This window comes from Pseudomonas sp. SJZ103, assembly GCF_007828335.1.
In the GTDB taxonomy this organism is placed as follows: Bacteria; Pseudomonadota; Gammaproteobacteria; order Pseudomonadales; family Pseudomonadaceae; genus Aquipseudomonas.
Window position 1 is genome coordinate 59,352 of the sequence record NZ_VIUN01000011.1, and the last position, 17,867, is coordinate 77,218.

The window sequence follows — 17,867 nt, forward strand, 5'->3', positions numbered from 1 at the left end:
CTAGTGTTTTTTCAGTTTCACATACGACTGATGCAGGTCCGACGCCCAGCCATCGATCACGCCTTTCACGTCATCGGCCTTCATCACCTGCGAGTCGTTGGACAGCGGCTTGCCCGTGCCCTTGCGCACCACTTGGGCGAGCACCTTGCCACTGGCACCATCGAGGAACTGCGCCTCGGTGCCGAGGGTAGTTTCCTGGTCGCGGATGCCGGTGCCGGTACTCACCGCCGCCGCCACCAGGGCCACAGGCACGAATTCATAGGGTTTGAGGCCTTCGGTCTTGCTGCTGACGGCAGTGATCGCCGCGCGCACCACCATCACACCGGGGCCAGGGCCGTTGGCCAGGGGCAGTGACTTGCCCAGCTCACGCTTGAGTGCCTGGTTGAAGTAAGTGTTGATGCCATTGAGGGTGCTGTCTGGGATTTTCGCGGTGGCCTGGGGCTTGGGGTAGAACTGCGTCGGTTCGATGTACACCGCGGTGTAGCGGCTCAGGTCCAGTTGGGGGTCGACCCAGCGCATCACCTCGGCCCCCGACGGCGACTTGGCTTCCTTGAGTTGGCTGTAGTCGGAAAGAAAACCCGAGTACTCGTCCGGTTGGGTGACCTTGCTGGCGCAGCCAGCCATAGCAATTGACGCGACGCACAGCGTACTGATCATTAGCCTTAGTTTCATTATTGAACTCCTTGGCGATCATCATTGAGGCATTGAGCTGTAGGTATAGCCAATCCTGGGCAAAAAATGCTTATTTGTACCCAATGTTTGACACACCCGCAGCCCGCATCAACGCTGTACGAAGCGGTCGCCCTCAGCCACGTTCGCGCGGGATCAAGCTCTGCAACTGCGTGGCCAGGAAGTTGGCGTCGAAGCCAAAGGTGTCAGGGTCTTTCAAACCGTTGGTTTTTTTCCACAACCAGTCATTTTTTTCGGCCGGCAGTACCAGCGATACGCTGCCGTGACGGGCGGCGGTCAAGCCCATCACCGACACCGAGATCAAGCCGCCGACGCCCATGACCTCGGGCACGAACTCCACGGTTTTACCGGTAATGTGCACCAGCAGTTTTTCGGTCTTGAAGGTCGACGTCTCCACCGGCATGCTCGGCCCGCTGGCGACATAGGCTTCACGGTGCACCTCCAGCAAGCCGACGGTTTTGACCGGCTCAAGCCATTGCTCGATCTGCCCGAACAACTCGCCGAGCTTTTGTGCCCAGCGGGCCGACTGCACATCGAACTGCTGCTTCTTGTGCGCTTCGCTATCGGCGTAATGACGAAGCATCTCGCCCAGTTGCTGTACATCGTCCATTGCGGATTTCCTTGGGTGTGCCAGGTTGCGATGCCCGATCATGGCAGATGCGGCCACTCACCGTACGATTAACGCTGACAGGCCAGTGGGCGTGCTTGTCGACTGATCCGCTGTAATGAGCTTTTTCTGAGCCTGTTTTGTTTTTCCCGCGTTTCCTACAGTGCCCGCCACTTGGAACCGTGGGAGGACTGAGCATGAGCACCGCAACAATCGAGCAGGCCTATAACTATAAAGTCGTCCGCCAATTCGTGATCGCCACCCTTGTGTGGGGCGTGGTGGGCATGGCCATGGGCGTGTGGATCGCCTCGCAACTGGTCTGGCCCGAGATGAACCTGGACCTGCCCTGGACCACGTTTGGCCGACTGCGGCCGTTGCACACCAGCCTGGTGATCTTCGGCTTCGCCGGCAGCGCGCAATTTGCCGCCAGCTATTACGCGGTTCAGCGTACCTGCCAGGTACGGCTGTATTCCGACAGCCTCGCCGCGTTTACCTTCTGGGGCTGGCAGTCGGTGATCGTAATCATGCTGGTCAGCCTGCCCCTGGGCTACACCACCACCAAGGAATACGCCGAGATCGAGTTCTCCGGCGCGGTGTGGATGACCGTGGTATGGGTGGCCTACGCCATTGTGTTTTTCACCACGGTAGTGCGGCGCAAGACCCAACATATCTACGTGGGCAATTGGTTCTTCGGCGCCTTCATCGTGGTGATCGCCATGTTGCACGTGGTCAATCACCTGGCCATCCCGGTGGATTGGTTCAAGTCCTACCCGGTGTATTCCGGCGCGACCGATGCCATGGTGCAGTGGTGGTACGGGCATAACGCCGTCGGCTTTTTCCTGACCACCGGGTTTCTGGGGATGATGTATTACTTCGTGCCCAAACAGGTCGGGCGGCCGGTGTACTCCTATCGCCTGTCCATCGTGCACTTCTGGGCATTGATCACGTTGTACATCTGGGCCGGCCCGCACCACTTGCACTACACCGCGCTGCCCGACTGGGCGCAGTCGCTGGGCATGGCGATGTCGCTGATCCTGCTGGCCCCGAGCTGGGGCGGGATGATCAACGGCATGATGACCTTGTCCGGCGCCTGGCATAAATTGCGCACCGACCCGATCCTGCGCTTCCTGGTGCTGTCCCTGGCGTTCTATGGCATGTCGACCTTCGAAGGCCCGATGATGGCGATCAAGACCGTCAACGCCCTCTCCCACTACACCGACTGGACCATCGGCCACGTACACGCCGGCGCCCTGGGTTGGGTGGCGATGATCACCTTTGGCTCGCTGTACCACATGATCCCCAAGGTCTTCGGCCGCGAGCAGATGCACAGCGTGGCGCTGATCAACCTGCACTTCTGGCTGGCGACCATCGGCACCGTGCTGTACATCGCCTCAATGTGGGTCAACGGCATTACCCAGGGCCTGATGTGGCGCGCGGTAAACGACGACGGTACCCTCACCTACTCGTTTGTCGAAGCCTTGCAGGCCAGCCATCCGGGGTTTGTGGTGCGATTTGCGGGCGGAGTATTTTTCCTCTCGGGCATGTTGCTGATGGCCTACAACACTTGGCGCACCGTGCGGGTCGCAGACTTGAACGTGGCCCAACTCGATGCGCGGATCGCCTGATATGTGGAGTTTCCTGATTGTGGTGTGCCTGTACGGTGCGGTGGAGTATTGCCTGCGTGGGCAATCCGAGACGAGCCTGGACGAAGCCAGCATGTTGCCGTTCGCTGACGACCCGGAGGTGGCGCGGCGCGTTGAACAGGCCACAGGTAAACCCATCCAGGCAATTGCAGCGGAGCAACCCCGGCCGGTCTGGGTCAACCTGGAGATGTGAAACTGCTCCGGTCATTTGGCCTGCAACTGCGTATGACTATTCAGCTGCCGATGGGTAAGGTGAAGCGACTTTCCCTGTCAGGAGCATCGCATGCGCACCATCGGCCTTATCGGCGGCATGAGCTGGGAGTCCAGCTCCGAGTACTACCGCATCATTAACCAGCGCGTGCGTGACCAGCTCGGCCCGCTGCGCTCGGCACAGGTGTTGATGTACAGCGTCGACTTCGGCCCCGTGGAGCAGGCCCAGCACGCCGGGCGTTGGGATGACGCCGCGCTGATCCTCGAAGACGCCGCGCGCCGCTTGCAGGCGGGCGGCGCCGAGTGTGTGGTGCTGTGTACCAACACCATGCATTTGGTGGCGCCGCGTATCGAGGCGGCGGTGTCGATTCCCTTCCTGCATATCGCCGATGCGGCCGCTGCGGCGGCGGTGGCAGCCGGTACCCTGACGGTCGGCTTGCTCGGCACCGCGTTCACCATGGAGCAGGATTTTCTCACGTCACGCCTGGCCGCCCAGGGGCTCACCGTGCTGGTGCCGGACGCGGAGGAGCGCCGCGCCGTGCACCGGATCATCTATGAGGAGTTGTGCGTCGGCGTGATCAGCGATGCGTCCCGCCAGGTCTACCTGCGGGTCATCGACTCCCTGGCTGCACGGGGTGCCCAGGCGGTCATCCTCGGTTGCACGGAAATCAGCCTGTTGGTCAAGCCCGAACACAGCGACCTGCCGCTGCTGGACACCACCGAGCTGCATGCGCAGGCTGCGGTGGCGTTTGCGCTGGAGGGTTAAGCCGATTTGCGCAGACGCGCCATGCTCAGGGTGTCGACGAACACCCCATCGCGCAGGGCGTAGTCACGCAAGCGCCCTTCGACCTCGAAGCCGAACTTGCGGTACAGGTGGTGCGCGGCGTCGTTGTCGGCGTACACCGTGAGTTCCACCCGGTGCAGGTTCATCCAGTTGTCGGCCACGTCCAGCGCGGCCGTCAACAACCGCGAGCCTACGCCCTTGCCCTGCCAGGCCGTGGCCACGCCCATGCCGAACGAACCCACATGCGCCTGGCGCACGCGCAGGTACTGTTCCAGGCCCAGTTGGCCGATCACCTCACCGCCGTGCACCGCCACCAGTTGCAGGCGCCGTTCGTTGTCCATCACCAGGCGCTTGCGCCACGCCTCGACCGACTGGAACGGCATCTGCAGCACCTGCCGGCACACGGCCGGTTCGTTATAGAGCGCCGCGACACCTTCAAGGTGGGCCTCGGTAAAGCGCTGGATCACGATGTGGGGTTCAGGTGTGTGCATTGTGTTTCATCCTTTGAAAAACAAGTGGCCGGCCAGTGTAGAGGCCATGCCCTCCCCCTGGCTAGGGCGCCGGTGCGGTCGTCCACAACGACGGCCAATCGCCGTAACCCACACCGGTGCAGCGCGGCATCACATGAAACTCACTGAGCTGGAACGCCTTGCCGTCGAACACCCAGACGCCACCGCCGCCACAGTCACCGATCCCGCGCTGCTTGTAGAAATAACTCAGGGTGCCAGAGGCTTCGTCATAGCCCACCGAGCCTTGCAGCGCGGCGCCGTCCAACGGCAAGGGCTCAAGCTCCAGCGGCGTTTGCGCATAGGGCGCCTGACGCTGGCGGCTGACCACGTCGAACTCACAGTTGTAGGCCGCGCAGTCGTAGCGCGCCACCGTCATCGCCTGTTGCGCCGTCAGCGCCCCGGCCGTTGCCTCGGGCTCACCCTCCTCCGGCGTCACGGCCTGCAATGCAGCCGCCACCAGGCCCGCCTGTTCCTGCACGGTCAACGTCGGCGGCGCAGGGAACTTGCGCAACACCGGCGTCGGCAAGCGTGGCGGCACCTCACTGGCCGGAGCTTTTCCGGGGCGTGCCAGGGCCGTCACGTTATCCACCCGCCCCTGCACCGCATCCATCAACAGCAGCGAAGCACTCAGGCCGCTGAGCGACACATGCGCCTGCTCATCGCCCGGCAATTGCAGGCGCTGGCCATTGCGCAAACGCTGCAACCAGCGCCGCGCTGCGGCGTCCTCGATCACGCCGTAAGACTGCACCTCGGGATCGCCGCCCTGATCGTCCAGTTCTACGTGCAAATCCCGGGTCAGTTCCAGGCCCAGCGGCTGACCGTCCAACACCAGGGTCGACAGGTCCAGCGCTTCGCCGCGATGGTCGAAGCGCAAGCGTAGATACCCCTCGGGGCCGGCCTGATGCCAGATGTGCAAGGTCAGGGCGCTGTAGTCTTCTTCATCGACGCCACTGGGCGCGCTCAGGGCATGGCAATTGCGCAGGTTGTCGCAACCGGTGACCCAGTTCTTGATTTCGCGCAGCAGCGGCACGGTTTCAGCGGGCGGTTGAGCGAAGGCATGGGTGGCGGTGCCGGTCAGCAGCAGGGCCAGGAGTACGGGGCGTAGCATGGGGACTCTCCGTGTCGAAAAAGGCGCGGATTGTCCCATGTTCGGCGTGATGCGTCAGCGCTTGGCCGCCACTCGCCACACCCGCGCAATATCCGCCGCGCGCTCGCGCAGCAAACGCGGTGCCTCGCTGCAGGCCTGCTCCAGGTTCATCGGGCCGCTCGGCAAGGCAAATGCCGCATCCACGCCATGGGCGTACATCTGCTCGTAGCCGTCGCCCAGGGTGCCGGCGATGACGATCACCGGAACGCCGTGTTGCCGGGCGATACGGGCCACGCCGAAGGGGGTCTTGCCGCGCAGGGTCTGGGCGTCGAAGCGGCCTTCGCCGGTGATGACCAGGTCGGCGCCGCGTACGGCTTCGTCAAGTCCTACCAGTTCGGCGACGACGTCCACGCCCGCGCGGAACTGCGCACCGAGGAACGCCTTGGCGGCAAAACCCAGGCCGCCAGCGGCGCCGCTGCCGGGTTCGTCGCGCACGTCCTTGGGCAGGACGTTGGCGCAGTGATCGGCAAAGTGGCCAAGGGCAGCGTCCAGTTGTTGCACCTGCTCAGGGTTGGCACCTTTTTGCGGGCCGAATATCGCCGAGGCGCCGTGGGGGCCGCACAGCGGGTTGTTCACATCGGCGGCGATTTCAAAGCGTACCTGGGTCAGGCGCGGATCGAGTTTTTCCAGGTTGATATGCGCCAGTCGTGACAACGCCAGGCCTCCGGGAGGCAAGGCCTGTTCCGCAGCGTCGAACAGTTGCACGCCCAGGGCTTGCATCGCACCCGCACCGCCGTCGTTGGTGGCGCTGCCGCCAATCGCCAGAATGATGCGCTGGGCACCCAGGTCCAAGGCCGCGCGAATCAGCTCGCCGGTGCCGTAGGTGCTGCTGGTGCACGCATCGCGCTGGCCTGGCGGTACCAATTGCAGGCCGCTGGCTTCGGCCATTTCGATGATCGCGGTGTGGCTGTCGGCCAACCAGCCCCAACGTGCTTCAACCGTCCCGCCCAGAGGGCCACGCACCGCCTGGCGGCGCAATTGGCCGTTACAGGCGGCGAGCACCGAGTCCACCGTGCCTTCACCACCGTCCGCCATCGGGCACTGGATCACCTGTGCATCCGGCCAGACTTGCGCCAACCCTGCGGCAATGGCCTGAGCGACGCCCTCGGCACTCAGGCTGTCCTTGAACGAGTCGGGGGCGATGATGATTTTCATGGGCTTTCTCCGGTTTTTATGACGCCCATGCTGCCAGTTGGCACCGCCGATGACGCCGGTCCGATGCACAAGTACGGGTAAGGTTTGTTGTTCATTCCGACAAAGCCTGGGGCAACAGCTGCACGCCGAGGTACAGTGCCAGCATGCCGTCCAGGGTCAGCGGGTCGACGCCGCTGAGTTCGGCGATGCGCTCCATGCGGTAGCGCAGGCTGTTGCGGTGAATGCCGAGGGCGTCGGCACAGGCCTGGCTTTGCCCGTCGTGTTCGCACCAACTGCGCAGCGTGGCCAGGAGTTGGCCGTTGCTGTCCTTGGCCAGCACCTTGCGCAATGGGTTGAGCAGTTCGTCGAGGGCATCGTCGTTGCGATGGCGCCAGAGCATCACCGGCAAGCGGTAGCGGTTGAGGGTCAAGAGCCGCGACTGCGGCAGCACATCGCGACCGTAGGCCAGTAAATCGCCGACGCGACGATAGCAACGGCGCAATCCGGCCAGGCCATCCGCCTGCCCGCCGACGGCCACGCGAAGGATGTTCCAGCCCAGGCCTTCGAGCTTTTCCAGCAGCCGTGGATTGTCCACCTGCTGTGCCGCCGGTCGGCACCACAGCAGCGAGAACTGCGCCGAGCTCACGCACCAACTGTCCGGATAGCGCGAGGTCAGCCAGGTGTTCAATGCTTCCGCCGATTGGCCCGCCCCCAGTTCGAACAGGTACGGCGTGCGCGCCAGCTGCGGCTTGAGGCCCAATTGCTGGGCTTCATCGACCAGGCGTGGTGAGTCGCCGCTGTCGGCGAGGAGCAACGCCAACAGATCATCGCAACGCTGGCGTCGCCATTGCTGCTCGGTTTGCTGGTGACGATGGCTGACGAGCATTTCGGCGGTCATGCGCACCAGTTCGGCATAAGTGCGCAACAACTCGGGCTCGCCGGTGATGCCCAGTACGCCAATCAGGCGCTGATCGTGCATCAGCGGCAGGTTGATGCCGGGCTGCACGCCCTTGAGGTGCTTGGCGGTCTGGCCGTCGATCTCGACCACGCGACCATTGGCCAGCACCAATTGTGCTCCTTCGTGGCGGGTGTTGATCCGCTCGGGTTCGCCGCTACCGAGGATCAGGCCTTGGCTGTCCATGACATTGACGTTGTAGGGCAGGATCGCCATGGTCCTATCGACGATATCCTGCGCCAGGTCATGATCCAGCTCGAACATGCGGCCATCTCCTTGAAAGAAAGTACTTGAAAGCGTGCTTGTTCATCCGCACAGCGCAAAGCATGCATCACTGTGCGCAAGCACAAAGACAGCACCCCGCCACGTGGCCGAGACTCGTTGGGCGATCAACGTTACCCTCGCATCGCGCAAAATCATAATAAAGAGAGATTCCCATGTCACAGAGCGCCGCTGTCACACTGGCCACCGATGACGATAAAAACGCCATCTACAAGCGCGTTACCCTGCGCTTGATCCCCTTCATTTTCATCTGCTATCTGTTCAACTACCTCGACCGGGTCAACGTTGGCTTTGCCAAGTTGCAGATGCTCGATGCGCTGAAATTCAGCGAAACCGTGTACGGCCTGGGTGCCGGGATCTTCTTTATCGGCTACGTGCTGTGTGGCGTGCCGAGCAACCTGGCGCTGACCAGGTTCGGTCCACGGCGCTGGATTGCGTTGATGATGATCGTCTGGGGCACGCTGTCCACCTGCCTGCTGTTCGTCACCACGCCGACGCATTTCTACACCTTGCGCCTGTTTACCGGTGCGGCTGAAGCCGGCTTCTTCCCCGGTGTGGTGCTTTACCTCTCGCAGTGGTTCCCGACGTTCCGCCGTGGGCGGATCATGGCGCTGTTCATGTCGGCGATCCCGGTGTCCGGTTTGCTCGGCAGCCCGTTTTCCGGCTGGATCCTCAACCACTTCGCCGCCGGCCAAGGCGGCTTGGCGGGCTGGCAGTGGATGTTCCTGCTGCAAGGCATTCCGACCGTGATCCTCGGCGCCCTCGCCTACTTCCTGCTCAGCGACAGCTTTGCCCACGCCAAATGGCTCAAGCCCCACGAGCGCGCAGTGCTGGAAGCCGACCAGGCCACCGACCTGGCGAACCAGCCGAAAACCAGCACCGATTCACTCGGTGAAGTGTTCAAGAACCCGGCGATCTGGGCATTCGGCCTGATCTACTTCTGCATCCAGAGCGGTGTGTACGCCATCAACTTCTGGCTGCCGTCGATCATCAAGAACCTGGGCTTCAGCGATAACCTGGTGATCGGCTGGCTCAGCGCGATTCCATACCTGCTGGCCGCCGTCTTCATGTTGCTGGTGGGCCGCTCGGCGGACTTGCGCAAGGAACGTCGCTGGCATCTTGTCGTGCCGATGTTGATGGGCGCCATCGGCCTGGTGATTGCCGTGAACTTCGCCACCACGCCAGCCATCGCCATCCTCGGCCTGACCATCGCGACCATGGGCGCCCTCACCGGCCTGCCGATGTTCTGGCCGGTACCGACCGCCATGCTCAGTGCGGGCGCAGCGGCCGGTGGCCTGGCGCTGATCAACTCCATGGGCCAGATGGCCGGCTTCCTCAGCCCGTATATCGTCGGTTTTGTGAAGGACGCCACCGGCTCCACGGATGTGGCGCTGTACCTGCTGGCGGCGGTAATTGTGGCGGGCAGTGTGTTGGCGTTGCGGATGACGCGGACCTTGAAGGTATAACACGGTCCATGTCGGAGGGGCGGGGCGACGATTCGACTTGCCGCCTCCCACATATAGTCCGCGTTTACAGCAGCCCGCCGCCGTCGATATCAATGACAGCACCGGTCATGTAGCCATTCTCCATGGCCAGCACATACCCCGCCGCCACTTCCTCTGCCTGCCCTACGCGCCCCACCGGCAATGCGCCACCCGCCTTGGCAAACATCGCCAAGCGCTGGTCCTCGGCCAACCCCGCATACGCAGGGGTATCAATCACACCGGGACTCACCACGTTAACGCGACGCGGTGCCAACTCCTTGGCCAACTGCTTGCCCAGGGCTTCAGTGGCCGCGTTGATACCGACTTTGATGAACTGGCCCGGCGCCAATTTGCGCCCCAGTTGCCCGGAGGTCAGGCTGATGCTGCCGCGCTCATCAAGAAAAGGCAGCGCCTGTTGGATCGCCCGCAACGCGCCCCAGAGTTTCACGTTGAAGTTGTCCTGGGCCTCGTCCAGATCGGTTTCGATCAAGGTCTTGGCCCGCACCGAGGGGCCGGAGGTGTACACCAGATGGTCAAAACGCCCGACGGTTTCGAACAAACGCTGCAGGGAGGCGGCGTCGGTGACGTCCACGGGTTCGCTGCGCAGGCCGTTTTCGCTGCCCGACGAGAGGCGTCGCCCCGCCAACACCACCTGAGCACCGCGTGCAGCGGCGGCCTTGGCCACGGCTGCGCCGATCCCGCTGCTGCCGCCGATGACGATGACCGTTTTACCGTTGAGGGGGGAAGTCATTAAGAAATGTCCTGGGTCAGAAAGTGAGCGCTCATCTTCCCAGCTTGGCAATCAGCGAAAAATCCCGGTAAAACGACAGGATCTTTAAAGGATTTTTACAAATGAGCTCAATCCTCGACCTTGAAGTGTTCGCACGCACCGCCGACACCGGCAGCCTGTCCGCCGCCGCACGTGGGCTGGGCCTGACCCCCGCAGCAGCCAGCATCGCCCTCAAGCGCCTGGAAACCCGGTTGGGCACCCGCCTGCTGGCACGCTCCACCCGCAGCATGCGCCTGACAGAAGAAGGTCGCCGCTACCTCGACAGCGTGCGCGAAGCGCTGGCCGCATTGGCCGAAGGCGAGCAAGCGCTCAAGCAGCAGAGCCAGGGCCTGACCGGCCTGCTGCAGTTGGCGGCGCCCTCGGATTTTGGCCGCAATGTGGTCCTTGGCTGGCTGGATGAGTTCAAGCAGGAACACCCGAACATCCGCCTGCAATTGCTGCTCAACGACAGCAATGCCGACCTATTCCGCGACACCGTCGACATCGCCCTGCGTTTCGGCGTCCCACGGGACTCCAGCCTGGTGGCGCTGCCGGTGGTCCCCGACCACCAACGCATTCCCTGCGCCAGCCCCGACTACCTGGCGCGCCACGGCACGCCGCGCACCCCGGCGGAGTTGGCGCAGCACAACACGCTGCGGTACATGCGCCAGGGCCGGGCCAACAGCACCTGGTACTTTCGCCAGGGCACGACGTTGCAGGAAGTTGAGGTGACGGGCGACTACCTGAGCGATGACGGCGAGATTGTGCGGCGCTGGGCACTCGCCGGCCACGGTATTGCCTACAAGGCCAATCTCGACATCGCCCGGGACCTCAAGGCCGGACGGCTGGTGCAACTGTTGCCGGACTGGCAGGGAGAACCCACCCCGTTCAACCTGATGTGCCCCCACCGCCTGCAAGTGTCGGAACGGGTGAAAGTGTTGCACCGGTTTCTACAAGTGCGCTGCCAGGCCCTGTTACACCCATCGCTGCCCTAAGTTTCAGCTATTAAGAGGTGGCTTTTTAAACCTGTCATTTATGACAGTATCTCAGCGTACCTATCGCATTTAGCATGTCCATTCCGAAGTCCCCTTCACATTGCGCAAGGAACATCGAGATGACAACTAAAGCTAAACCAACCGCGAGCACGGGCAGCCTCACCGCAGCGTTTACCGGCAGCCATACCCATTCGTTCGTATCCGATCTCGACAGACAACATATCTTCAAGTCCGGAGAGCACTGGCGTTTCAGTGGGGTTGAATTGCAAAGCGGCGACCCACACCAGAATTATTATGGGCTGAACGTGGTGCTTCCGGCTGATCTTGAAGAGAACGGCAAGAAGCACATCTACAGCTTCCCCGACGAGGTCACCGGCTTTGTCTTTGCACCCTATGGAGCAGGTATTTCCGTCTATCGGATTGTAAGTGGGGAGATCACCGTTTCAGTACTAAATGAGGAAATGAACGCAACCTTCCATTTATCGGCGGAATTTAACGAAGCGCATGTAGACCTTACCGACGGCGAGCTTCACTTGAAGGGAATATCCTACCCAAGGCTCTATACAGATACCTTCAATGGAACATTCCGTAATAGCCCGTTTCCTTCACATGAAGATTTTGTAGCAAAGACCGTTGGCATTATCAGTCACGAATCGCCCTTTTTCCCGGACAGCTGGGAAGTCTTTGGCTCGCGGGATATCGACTCTTTTCCACCCTCAAACCAAATCGTCAGCATCCAGATAACAAAAAACCTGACCGAGCATGACTATGTCATCTCCCCAAAAAGCACGGAGGTTTTCGTCAACTGCAGCGCCCGTCCCGCTTACGGCCTCTATGCCGCAGTAGGAGGAAACCTGCATTTCGATTCACTCCCCGCTACAGGCCGCGCGAAAGGCACATTGAAATGCAGTTTTATTGTGAGAGAAGGCGTGGAGTTTCAGTTCGACGGTGGATTCGACGTAGGCACGCCCTTCTATATCGCTTGATCTTGTTCAAAGATGTAAGCCCCCGCCGCTCTCAACTGGTAACGCCGAATCACCCGCGGCGTTATCAGTTGCACATGGCCACGGCGGGGGGACAGGCGGGTCCGTGCCCCCCGATACGCCGACGTTGAGCTTGTTCTAGAGCCTTGCTCTCTGGTATTGCATAGCACTCGTCAATGCTTTTGAGGAATGCACCATGATTTACCGCACGTTGGGCCAGTCCGGTTTGAAGGTCAGTGCCTTGACTCTGGGCACCATGATGTTTGGCGAACAGACCAACACCGAGGACTCGCTGCGCATCATCGACAAGGCCTGGGACCAGGGCGTCAATTTTATCGACACGGCGGACGTGTACACCGGCGGGCGCTCCGAGGAAATCGTCGGCGAAGCCATCGCTCGCCATCGTCAGGATTGGGTGGTGGCGTCGAAAGTCGCCATTGGCCCCACGGAGGGCCTGCCCAACCGCAGTGGCCTGAGCCGCAAGCGCATCTTCAACGCGTTGGAAGCCAGCCTCACCCGCCTCGATACCGACTACCTCGACATCTACTACCTGCACCGCGAAGATCACGACACCCCGCTGGAGGTGACGGTATCGGCCATCGGCGACCTGATCCGCCAGGGCAAGATCCGTTACTGGGGCCTGTCCAACTATCGCGGCTGGCGGATTGCCGAGGTGATCCGTGTCGCCGAACGCCTGGGCGTGGACAAGCCGGTGATCAGCCAGCCGCTGTACAACATCGTCAACCGTCAGGCCGAAGTCGAACAGATCACCGCCGCCGCCGCGTACGGCCTGGGGGTCGTACCTTACAGCCCACTGGCGCGTGGCGTGCTCAGCGGCAAATACGCGCCGGACGTCACACCCGAAGCCGGCAGCCGTGCCGCCCGCCAGGACAAGCGCATCCTGGAAACCGAATGGCGCATGGAATCACTGCGCATCGCCCAGCAGATCCAGCAATACACCCAGGGCCGTGGTGTGGGCATTGTCGAGTTTGCGATAGCCTGGGTGCTGAACAACGCGGCGGTGAGCTCGGCGATCGTAGGGCCGCGCACCGAGGCGCAGTGGGATGCCTACACCGGCGCGCTGGACGTGAAGATCACGGCTGAGGATGAGGCTTTTATCGACTCGCTGGTGACTCCGGGGCATTCCTCCACGCCGGGGTTCAATGATGTAGGCCATTTTGTCTCGGGCCGGGTGGCGCGCGCGTAGGCTGAGTGACCAGGCTACGGTTGTAGAGCGGGCTTACTGTGGCGAGCGGGCTTGCACCGCTCGCAACAACAACAACAACAACAACAACAACAACAACAACCCGACTGACCCTACCAAGCCGACCCAGAAAGCGGTAACGAGAAATTTTCCTGAAAAACGCCCCAAAACAGCGCAACCCTCTCGACTCAAAAGCACCATAATCCCCTCTTGAAATTCCCCTTTTTTTTGAAATTGGTTTTCGCGAGGACAGCGTGTCTAAAGGAGTTGTGTTATCGGTGTCGGCCTCGGTGTTGTTTGCCGTGATGTACTACTTCACGTCATTGCTGACGCCATTGAGCGGCCTGGAAATTTTCGGCTGGCGCATGTTGCTGACCGTGCCGTGCATGACGGTATTCATGATCGTCAGTGGCGAATGGCGGCGGGTGTGGGAGTTGCTGCAAGTGCTCGCGGCCAAGCCTCGGCTGATCGGCGGTGTGGTGCTGTCGTCGGCCTTGCTGGGCGTGCAGTTGTGGTTGTTCATGTGGGCACCGCTGAACGGGCGCAGCCTGGATGTATCGGTAGGTTACTTCCTGCTGCCGCTGAGCATGGTGCTTACCGGACGCCTGGTATGGGGCGAACAGCTTTCATACCTGCAAAAAATCGCGGTGTTTTTTGCCAGCCTCGGGGTGCTTAACGAGTTGTTCCAGGCCGGCGGGTTTTCCTGGGCGACGCTGGTGGTGATCATCGGTTACCCGCTGTACTTCATCGCGCGCAAATACCTCAAGACCGACCACCTGGGAGGACTGTGGCTGGACATGGCGCTGATGTTGCCGGTGGCCTGGTGGTTTGTGCAAAGCGGCGAACAGGGTTTCGCGGTGATGGATGCCCACCCCAGGCTGTACGGGTTGATCCCGGTACTGGGCCTGATCAGTGCCTCGGCGCTGGTGAGCTATATCATTGCCAGCCGGTTGCTTGCATTCAGCCTGTTCGGACTGCTCAGTTATGTCGAGCCGGTGCTGTTGCTGGTAGTGGCGCTGCTGTTGGGTGAAGGCATCAAGGCAGGCGAATGGTTGACCTACATCCCGATCTGGATCGCAGTCATGGTACTGGTGTTCGAAGGGTTCAAACATTTGGTGCGTCAGCGCCGAGCCTGAATGCCAAACGACAAAAAGCCCGACCGAGGCGTCCCTCGGTCGGGCTTTTTTCATGCTCAGTCGGCGGTCAACACGCCACGACGTACCTGGTCCCGCTCGATGGACTCGAACAGCGCCTTGAAGTTGCCCTCGCCAAACCCATCATCGCCCTTGCGCTGGATGAACTCGAAGAACACCGGGCCCATCAGGGTTTCCGAGAAGATCTGCAGCAACAGGCGCTTGTCGCCTTCGATTGACGAGCCGTCCAGCAGGATGCCACGTGCTTGCAGTTGATCCACCGGTTCGCCGTGGTTCGGCAGGCGGCCTTCGAGCATTTCATAGTAGGTGTCCGGCGGCGCAGTCATGAAGCGCATGCCGATCTTCTTGAGTGCGTCCCAGGTCTTGACCAGGTCGTCGGTGAGGAACGCCACGTGCTGGATGCCCTCGCCATTGAACTGCATCAGGAACTCTTCGATCTGCCCGGCGCCCTTGGACGACTCTTCGTTCAGGGGGATGCGGATCATGCCGTCCGGGGCGCTCATGGCCTTGGACGTCAGGCCTGTGTATTCGCCTTTGATATCGAAGTAGCGCGCTTCGCGGAAGTTGAACAGTTTCTCGTAGAAGCCGGCCCAGTAGGCCATGCGCCCGCGATACACATTGTGGGTCAGGTGGTCGATGACCTTGAGGCCGGCGCCTTGCGGGTTACGCTCGACGCCGTCGAGGTAGACGAAGTCGATGTCATAGATCGAGCTGCCCTCACCAAAACGGTCGATCAGGTACAGCGGCGCGCCGCCGATGCCCTTGATGGCCGGCAGGTTCAGCTCCATCGGGCCGGTTTCGATATGGATGGGCTGAGCCCCCAGTTCCAGCGCGCGGTTGTAGGCTTTTTGCGAATCCTTGACGCGGAACGCCATGCCGCACACCGACGGGCCGTGCTCGGCGGCGAAATAGGAGGCGATGCTGTTGGGCTCATTGTTAAGGATCAGATTGATCTCGCCCTGGCGGAACAGTTGGACGTTCTTGGAGCGATGGTTCGCGACTTTGGTGAAGCCCATGATCTCGAAGATCGGCTCCAGGGTGCCGGGGGTCGGCGATGCGAATTCGATAAATTCAAAGCCCATCAGGCCCATTGGGTTTTCGTAGTGGTCGGTCATGGCCGGTGCCTCATCATTCTTGTGGGTAGCAAGTGGTTATGTGCGAGCAAGGATGAGGTCGGAGGGGGGCGCGCAGGAAAGGCCTCGCACACTGCGGGCGAGGAAGTCACCAAAAATGAGGGGGGAGCCGAGTAGCTTCATGGTTACATCAGTCTCTGACGGCCGAGGCTTGCGTGAGCGCAAGTCCATATTCTTGTATGCGTAAATCGATTCTACACAGCGTAACCGTATTTGTCCGTACTCTTATCAAATCCCCATTGCCCTGGCGTGTGCAAGGGGTTTGTTGCACAGGTAGATGCCCAACAGGATGACGGCCCCGCCCGCCAGCATGGGCGCCGTCAGTTGTTCCCCCAGCAGCAGTGCACCGCAGATCACCGCCGTCAGTGGGTTGAGTGCGATAAATACGCCGGCGCGCGTCGCGCCGATGCGCCGGATACCGTCGTAGTAACCGATATATGCCAGCGCCGAGCCCAAAACGCCGAGGTAGGCCAGGCTGAGCCAATGGGTTATCGGCAAGCAGCCAAGCGCTTCTACGCTGACGCTTGCGGTGACAAACGCGGTGGTGGTCAACATCAACGTACCCAGCAGCACCGACCAGGTGACCGTCTGCAATGGCCCCAGGCTTTGGTTGAGCCCCCGGGCACACAGCGAATAAACGCCCCACCCCGCCACACAGCCAAGGATCAGTAAATCGCCGATCCAGGCATCGGCGGAGGCCTGCAACAACTGCGGGTTACGGCTGACAATGACCGTCCCGGCACCGACCAGACACAACAGGATACCCAGCAGCTTGATCCGACTCAGCCGCTCCTTGAATAACAGCCAGCTCGCCAGGCCGATCACCGCCGGGTTCAACGCCACGATCAACGAAGCCCGCGACGCATTGATGTACTGCAACCCATAGAAGAAGCACAGGTTGTAGAAAAAAATCCCGAAGAATCCCAGCACCGCCAGTTGCGCAAACTGCCGAAGATTGGGACGCAACAGAGGAATACGCGCGCAGGCCATGAACAGCAACAACGCCAGACTGGCGAGGATAAAACGCAGGCTGGCGGCCAGCAGCGGATTGAGGTGGTCGGCCAGGAAGCGCCCGGCGACAAAGGTGCCGCCCCAGATCATGGTGACGGCGGCGAGTTTGCAATAAGTCAGGTGATCGGAGGCGAGTCGCATGAGGGATGGGCTCAAGGTACGGGAGAATTCGCGTATTCTTCAGCTAATAACCGATCATCGTAAAATGAGCTTTCACTCATGACACTGACCCAATTGGAAATTTTCTCACTGGTCGCCGAGCTCCAAGGTTTTACCAGTGCCGCCCACCGTTTGGGCATCAGCCAATCGGCGGTGTCCCATGCCATCAAGGCCCTGGAGCAGGAACTGGGTGTGGAGCTGTTTCGGCGCCACCAGTCGCTGGTAGAACCGAGTGACATCGGCCAGCAATTACTCGGACGTGCCCGTGCCATGCTCGGCCTGGCCAACACCCTGCAACAAGAGGCGGCCGATGCCCGTGGCATGCGGCGCGGTACGTTGCGCATCGGCTCATTCGGGCCGACCGCGTCGATTCGCCTGTTGCCAGCCATCCTCAGCCAGTTTCGCAGCGCCCATCCGGGGATTGAGGTGCATGTGGACGAAGGGCCCGACCGCCAGGTGCTGCAGTGGCTGGATGAGCGACGGATCGATGTGGGCTTTGTGGTGCTGGAACAGGAGCGCTTCGACACCTTTGCCTTGTTCGAGGACCAGATGGTGGCGCTGCTGCCGGCAGATCATCCATTGGCTGCGCGGGACACGCTGGCCCTGCAGGACCTGTGTGACGATGCCTTTATCCTGACGGAAGCCGGCTCCTCGGAGTTGGTCACCCGCCTGTTCGACGTCGGCCAACTGCGGCCGAAGGTGCGCTACCGCTGCGCGCAACTGTTGAGCACCCTGGAAGCGGTCAGCCGTGGGGACGGCCTGAGCATCGTCGCCGAAGCATCGCTGCCGCAGGCACTTGATCCGCGCTATGTGAAGCGACCGCTTTCGCCCCGCGTGCCGCGCCAGATTGGCCTGGCGGTACTGGATCGGCGGCAGTCGTCACCGGCCACCCTGGCCTTTATCGAGATTGCGCAAAGCCTTGGCAGGGCGAGCGAAGTCCAAGCGGGCCATCTATCATCGAAACATTCCCCGCCGGCCTGCCGGTAAAGCCTCCTGCGCAACAGGCCTGAACCC

18 protein-coding genes are annotated in these 17,867 nt (G+C 61.5%); 9 read left to right on the forward strand and 9 right to left on the reverse strand.

What is annotated here, in order from left to right; all coding sequences use genetic code 11:
- Window positions 1-672 carry a DUF3313 domain-containing protein gene (locus FBY10_RS21725; RefSeq protein ID WP_145337811.1) on the reverse strand — a complete coding sequence of 224 codons (672 nt, stop codon included), beginning with the start codon at window positions 670-672 and terminating at the stop codon, window positions 1-3.
- A gap of 133 nt (window positions 673-805) precedes the next feature.
- Entirely contained in the window at window positions 806-1,300 is a 495-nt protein-coding gene (locus FBY10_RS21730) for a hypothetical protein (protein ID WP_145337810.1), read from the reverse strand.
- 194 nt (window positions 1,301-1,494) lie between these two features.
- On the opposite strand from FBY10_RS21730, the gene ccoN reads away from it, so the two are divergent.
- The 3 genes from ccoN to FBY10_RS21745 all read left to right on the forward strand — a co-directional run bounded on the left by ccoN (window position 1,495) and on the right by FBY10_RS21745 (window position 3,916).
- Window positions 1,495-2,922, forward strand: coding sequence for a cytochrome-c oxidase, cbb3-type subunit I (gene ccoN / locus FBY10_RS21735; protein WP_145337809.1), 1,428 nt, complete (start codon window positions 1,495-1,497; stop codon window positions 2,920-2,922).
- Between the two features lies 1 nt (window position 2,923).
- Window positions 2,924-3,133: an elongation factor P maturation arginine rhamnosyltransferase EarP gene (locus FBY10_RS21740; RefSeq protein WP_145337808.1), complete on the forward strand. Its 210-nt coding sequence runs from the start codon at window positions 2,924-2,926 to the stop codon at window positions 3,131-3,133.
- A 90-nt stretch (window positions 3,134-3,223) separates the two neighbouring features.
- On the forward strand, window positions 3,224-3,916 hold the full coding sequence (locus tag FBY10_RS21745; protein ID WP_145337807.1) for an aspartate/glutamate racemase family protein: 693 nt from the start codon (window positions 3,224-3,226) through the stop codon (window positions 3,914-3,916).
- Here the strand turns inward: FBY10_RS21745 and FBY10_RS21750 are convergent.
- The 4 genes from FBY10_RS21750 to FBY10_RS21765 all read right to left on the reverse strand — a co-directional run bounded on the left by FBY10_RS21750 (window position 3,913) and on the right by FBY10_RS21765 (window position 7,943).
- Window positions 3,913-4,425 carry a GNAT family N-acetyltransferase gene (locus tag FBY10_RS21750; RefSeq protein ID WP_145337806.1) on the reverse strand — a complete coding sequence of 171 codons (513 nt, stop codon included), beginning with the start codon at window positions 4,423-4,425 and terminating at the stop codon, window positions 3,913-3,915. The two genes, FBY10_RS21745 and FBY10_RS21750, sit on opposite strands and share 4 nt — an antisense overlap.
- A 61-nt stretch (window positions 4,426-4,486) precedes the next feature.
- Complete coding sequence (locus FBY10_RS21755) at window positions 4,487-5,551, reverse strand: DUF1176 domain-containing protein (protein WP_145337805.1); 1,065 nt, start codon at window positions 5,549-5,551, stop codon at window positions 4,487-4,489.
- Between the two features lie 54 nt (window positions 5,552-5,605).
- A complete protein-coding gene (locus FBY10_RS21760) occupies window positions 5,606-6,745 on the reverse strand; it encodes a glycerate kinase (RefSeq protein ID WP_145337804.1) in 1,140 nt (379 codons plus the stop codon).
- Window positions 6,746-6,836: 91 nt separating this feature from the next.
- Entirely contained in the window at window positions 6,837-7,943 is a 1,107-nt protein-coding gene (locus tag FBY10_RS21765; RefSeq protein WP_131696234.1) for a sugar diacid recognition domain-containing protein, read from the reverse strand.
- 173 nt (window positions 7,944-8,116) lie between these two features.
- Here FBY10_RS21765 and FBY10_RS21770 point away from each other — a divergent pair, with 173 nt between their 5' ends.
- Window positions 8,117-9,427, forward strand: a complete 1,311-nt coding sequence (locus FBY10_RS21770; protein ID WP_145337803.1) for an MFS transporter — start codon at window positions 8,117-8,119, stop codon at window positions 9,425-9,427.
- 64 nt (window positions 9,428-9,491) lie between these two features.
- On the opposite strand, the gene FBY10_RS21775 is transcribed toward FBY10_RS21770, so the two are convergent.
- Window positions 9,492-10,196, reverse strand: a complete 705-nt coding sequence (locus FBY10_RS21775; RefSeq protein WP_145337802.1) for an SDR family oxidoreductase — start codon at window positions 10,194-10,196, stop codon at window positions 9,492-9,494.
- A gap of 101 nt (window positions 10,197-10,297) precedes the next feature.
- Here FBY10_RS21775 and FBY10_RS21780 point away from each other — a divergent pair, with 101 nt between their 5' ends.
- From FBY10_RS21780 to rarD, 4 genes are all read left to right on the forward strand, one after another.
- Window positions 10,298-11,209 (forward strand): LysR family transcriptional regulator, encoded by a 912-nt coding sequence (locus FBY10_RS21780; RefSeq protein ID WP_145337801.1) that lies wholly within the window; start codon window positions 10,298-10,300, stop codon window positions 11,207-11,209.
- Between the two features lie 119 nt (window positions 11,210-11,328).
- Window positions 11,329-12,195 (forward strand): hypothetical protein, encoded by an 867-nt coding sequence (locus tag FBY10_RS21785; protein ID WP_145337800.1) that lies wholly within the window; start codon window positions 11,329-11,331, stop codon window positions 12,193-12,195.
- Window positions 12,196-12,388: 193 nt separating this feature from the next.
- Window positions 12,389-13,399 (forward strand): aldo/keto reductase, encoded by a 1,011-nt coding sequence (locus FBY10_RS21790; protein ID WP_131696229.1) that lies wholly within the window; start codon window positions 12,389-12,391, stop codon window positions 13,397-13,399.
- Window positions 13,400-13,650: 251 nt separating this feature from the next.
- Window positions 13,651-14,532: an EamA family transporter RarD gene (rarD, locus tag FBY10_RS21795; RefSeq protein ID WP_131696228.1), complete on the forward strand. Its 882-nt coding sequence runs from the start codon at window positions 13,651-13,653 to the stop codon at window positions 14,530-14,532.
- Window positions 14,533-14,588: 56 nt separating this feature from the next.
- On the opposite strand, the gene hppD is transcribed toward rarD, so the two are convergent.
- Window positions 14,589-15,665 (reverse strand): 4-hydroxyphenylpyruvate dioxygenase, encoded by a 1,077-nt coding sequence (gene hppD / locus FBY10_RS21800; RefSeq protein WP_027606579.1) that lies wholly within the window; start codon window positions 15,663-15,665, stop codon window positions 14,589-14,591.
- Between the two features lie 246 nt (window positions 15,666-15,911).
- Window positions 15,912-16,835 carry a DMT family transporter gene (locus FBY10_RS21805; RefSeq protein ID WP_145337799.1) on the reverse strand — a complete coding sequence of 308 codons (924 nt, stop codon included), beginning with the start codon at window positions 16,833-16,835 and terminating at the stop codon, window positions 15,912-15,914.
- A 78-nt stretch (window positions 16,836-16,913) separates the two neighbouring features.
- Between FBY10_RS21805 and FBY10_RS21810 the strand changes: the two genes are divergently transcribed.
- Window positions 16,914-17,840: a LysR family transcriptional regulator gene (locus FBY10_RS21810; RefSeq protein WP_131696226.1), complete on the forward strand. Its 927-nt coding sequence runs from the start codon at window positions 16,914-16,916 to the stop codon at window positions 17,838-17,840.
- Window positions 17,841-17,867: the final 27 nt, after the last annotated feature.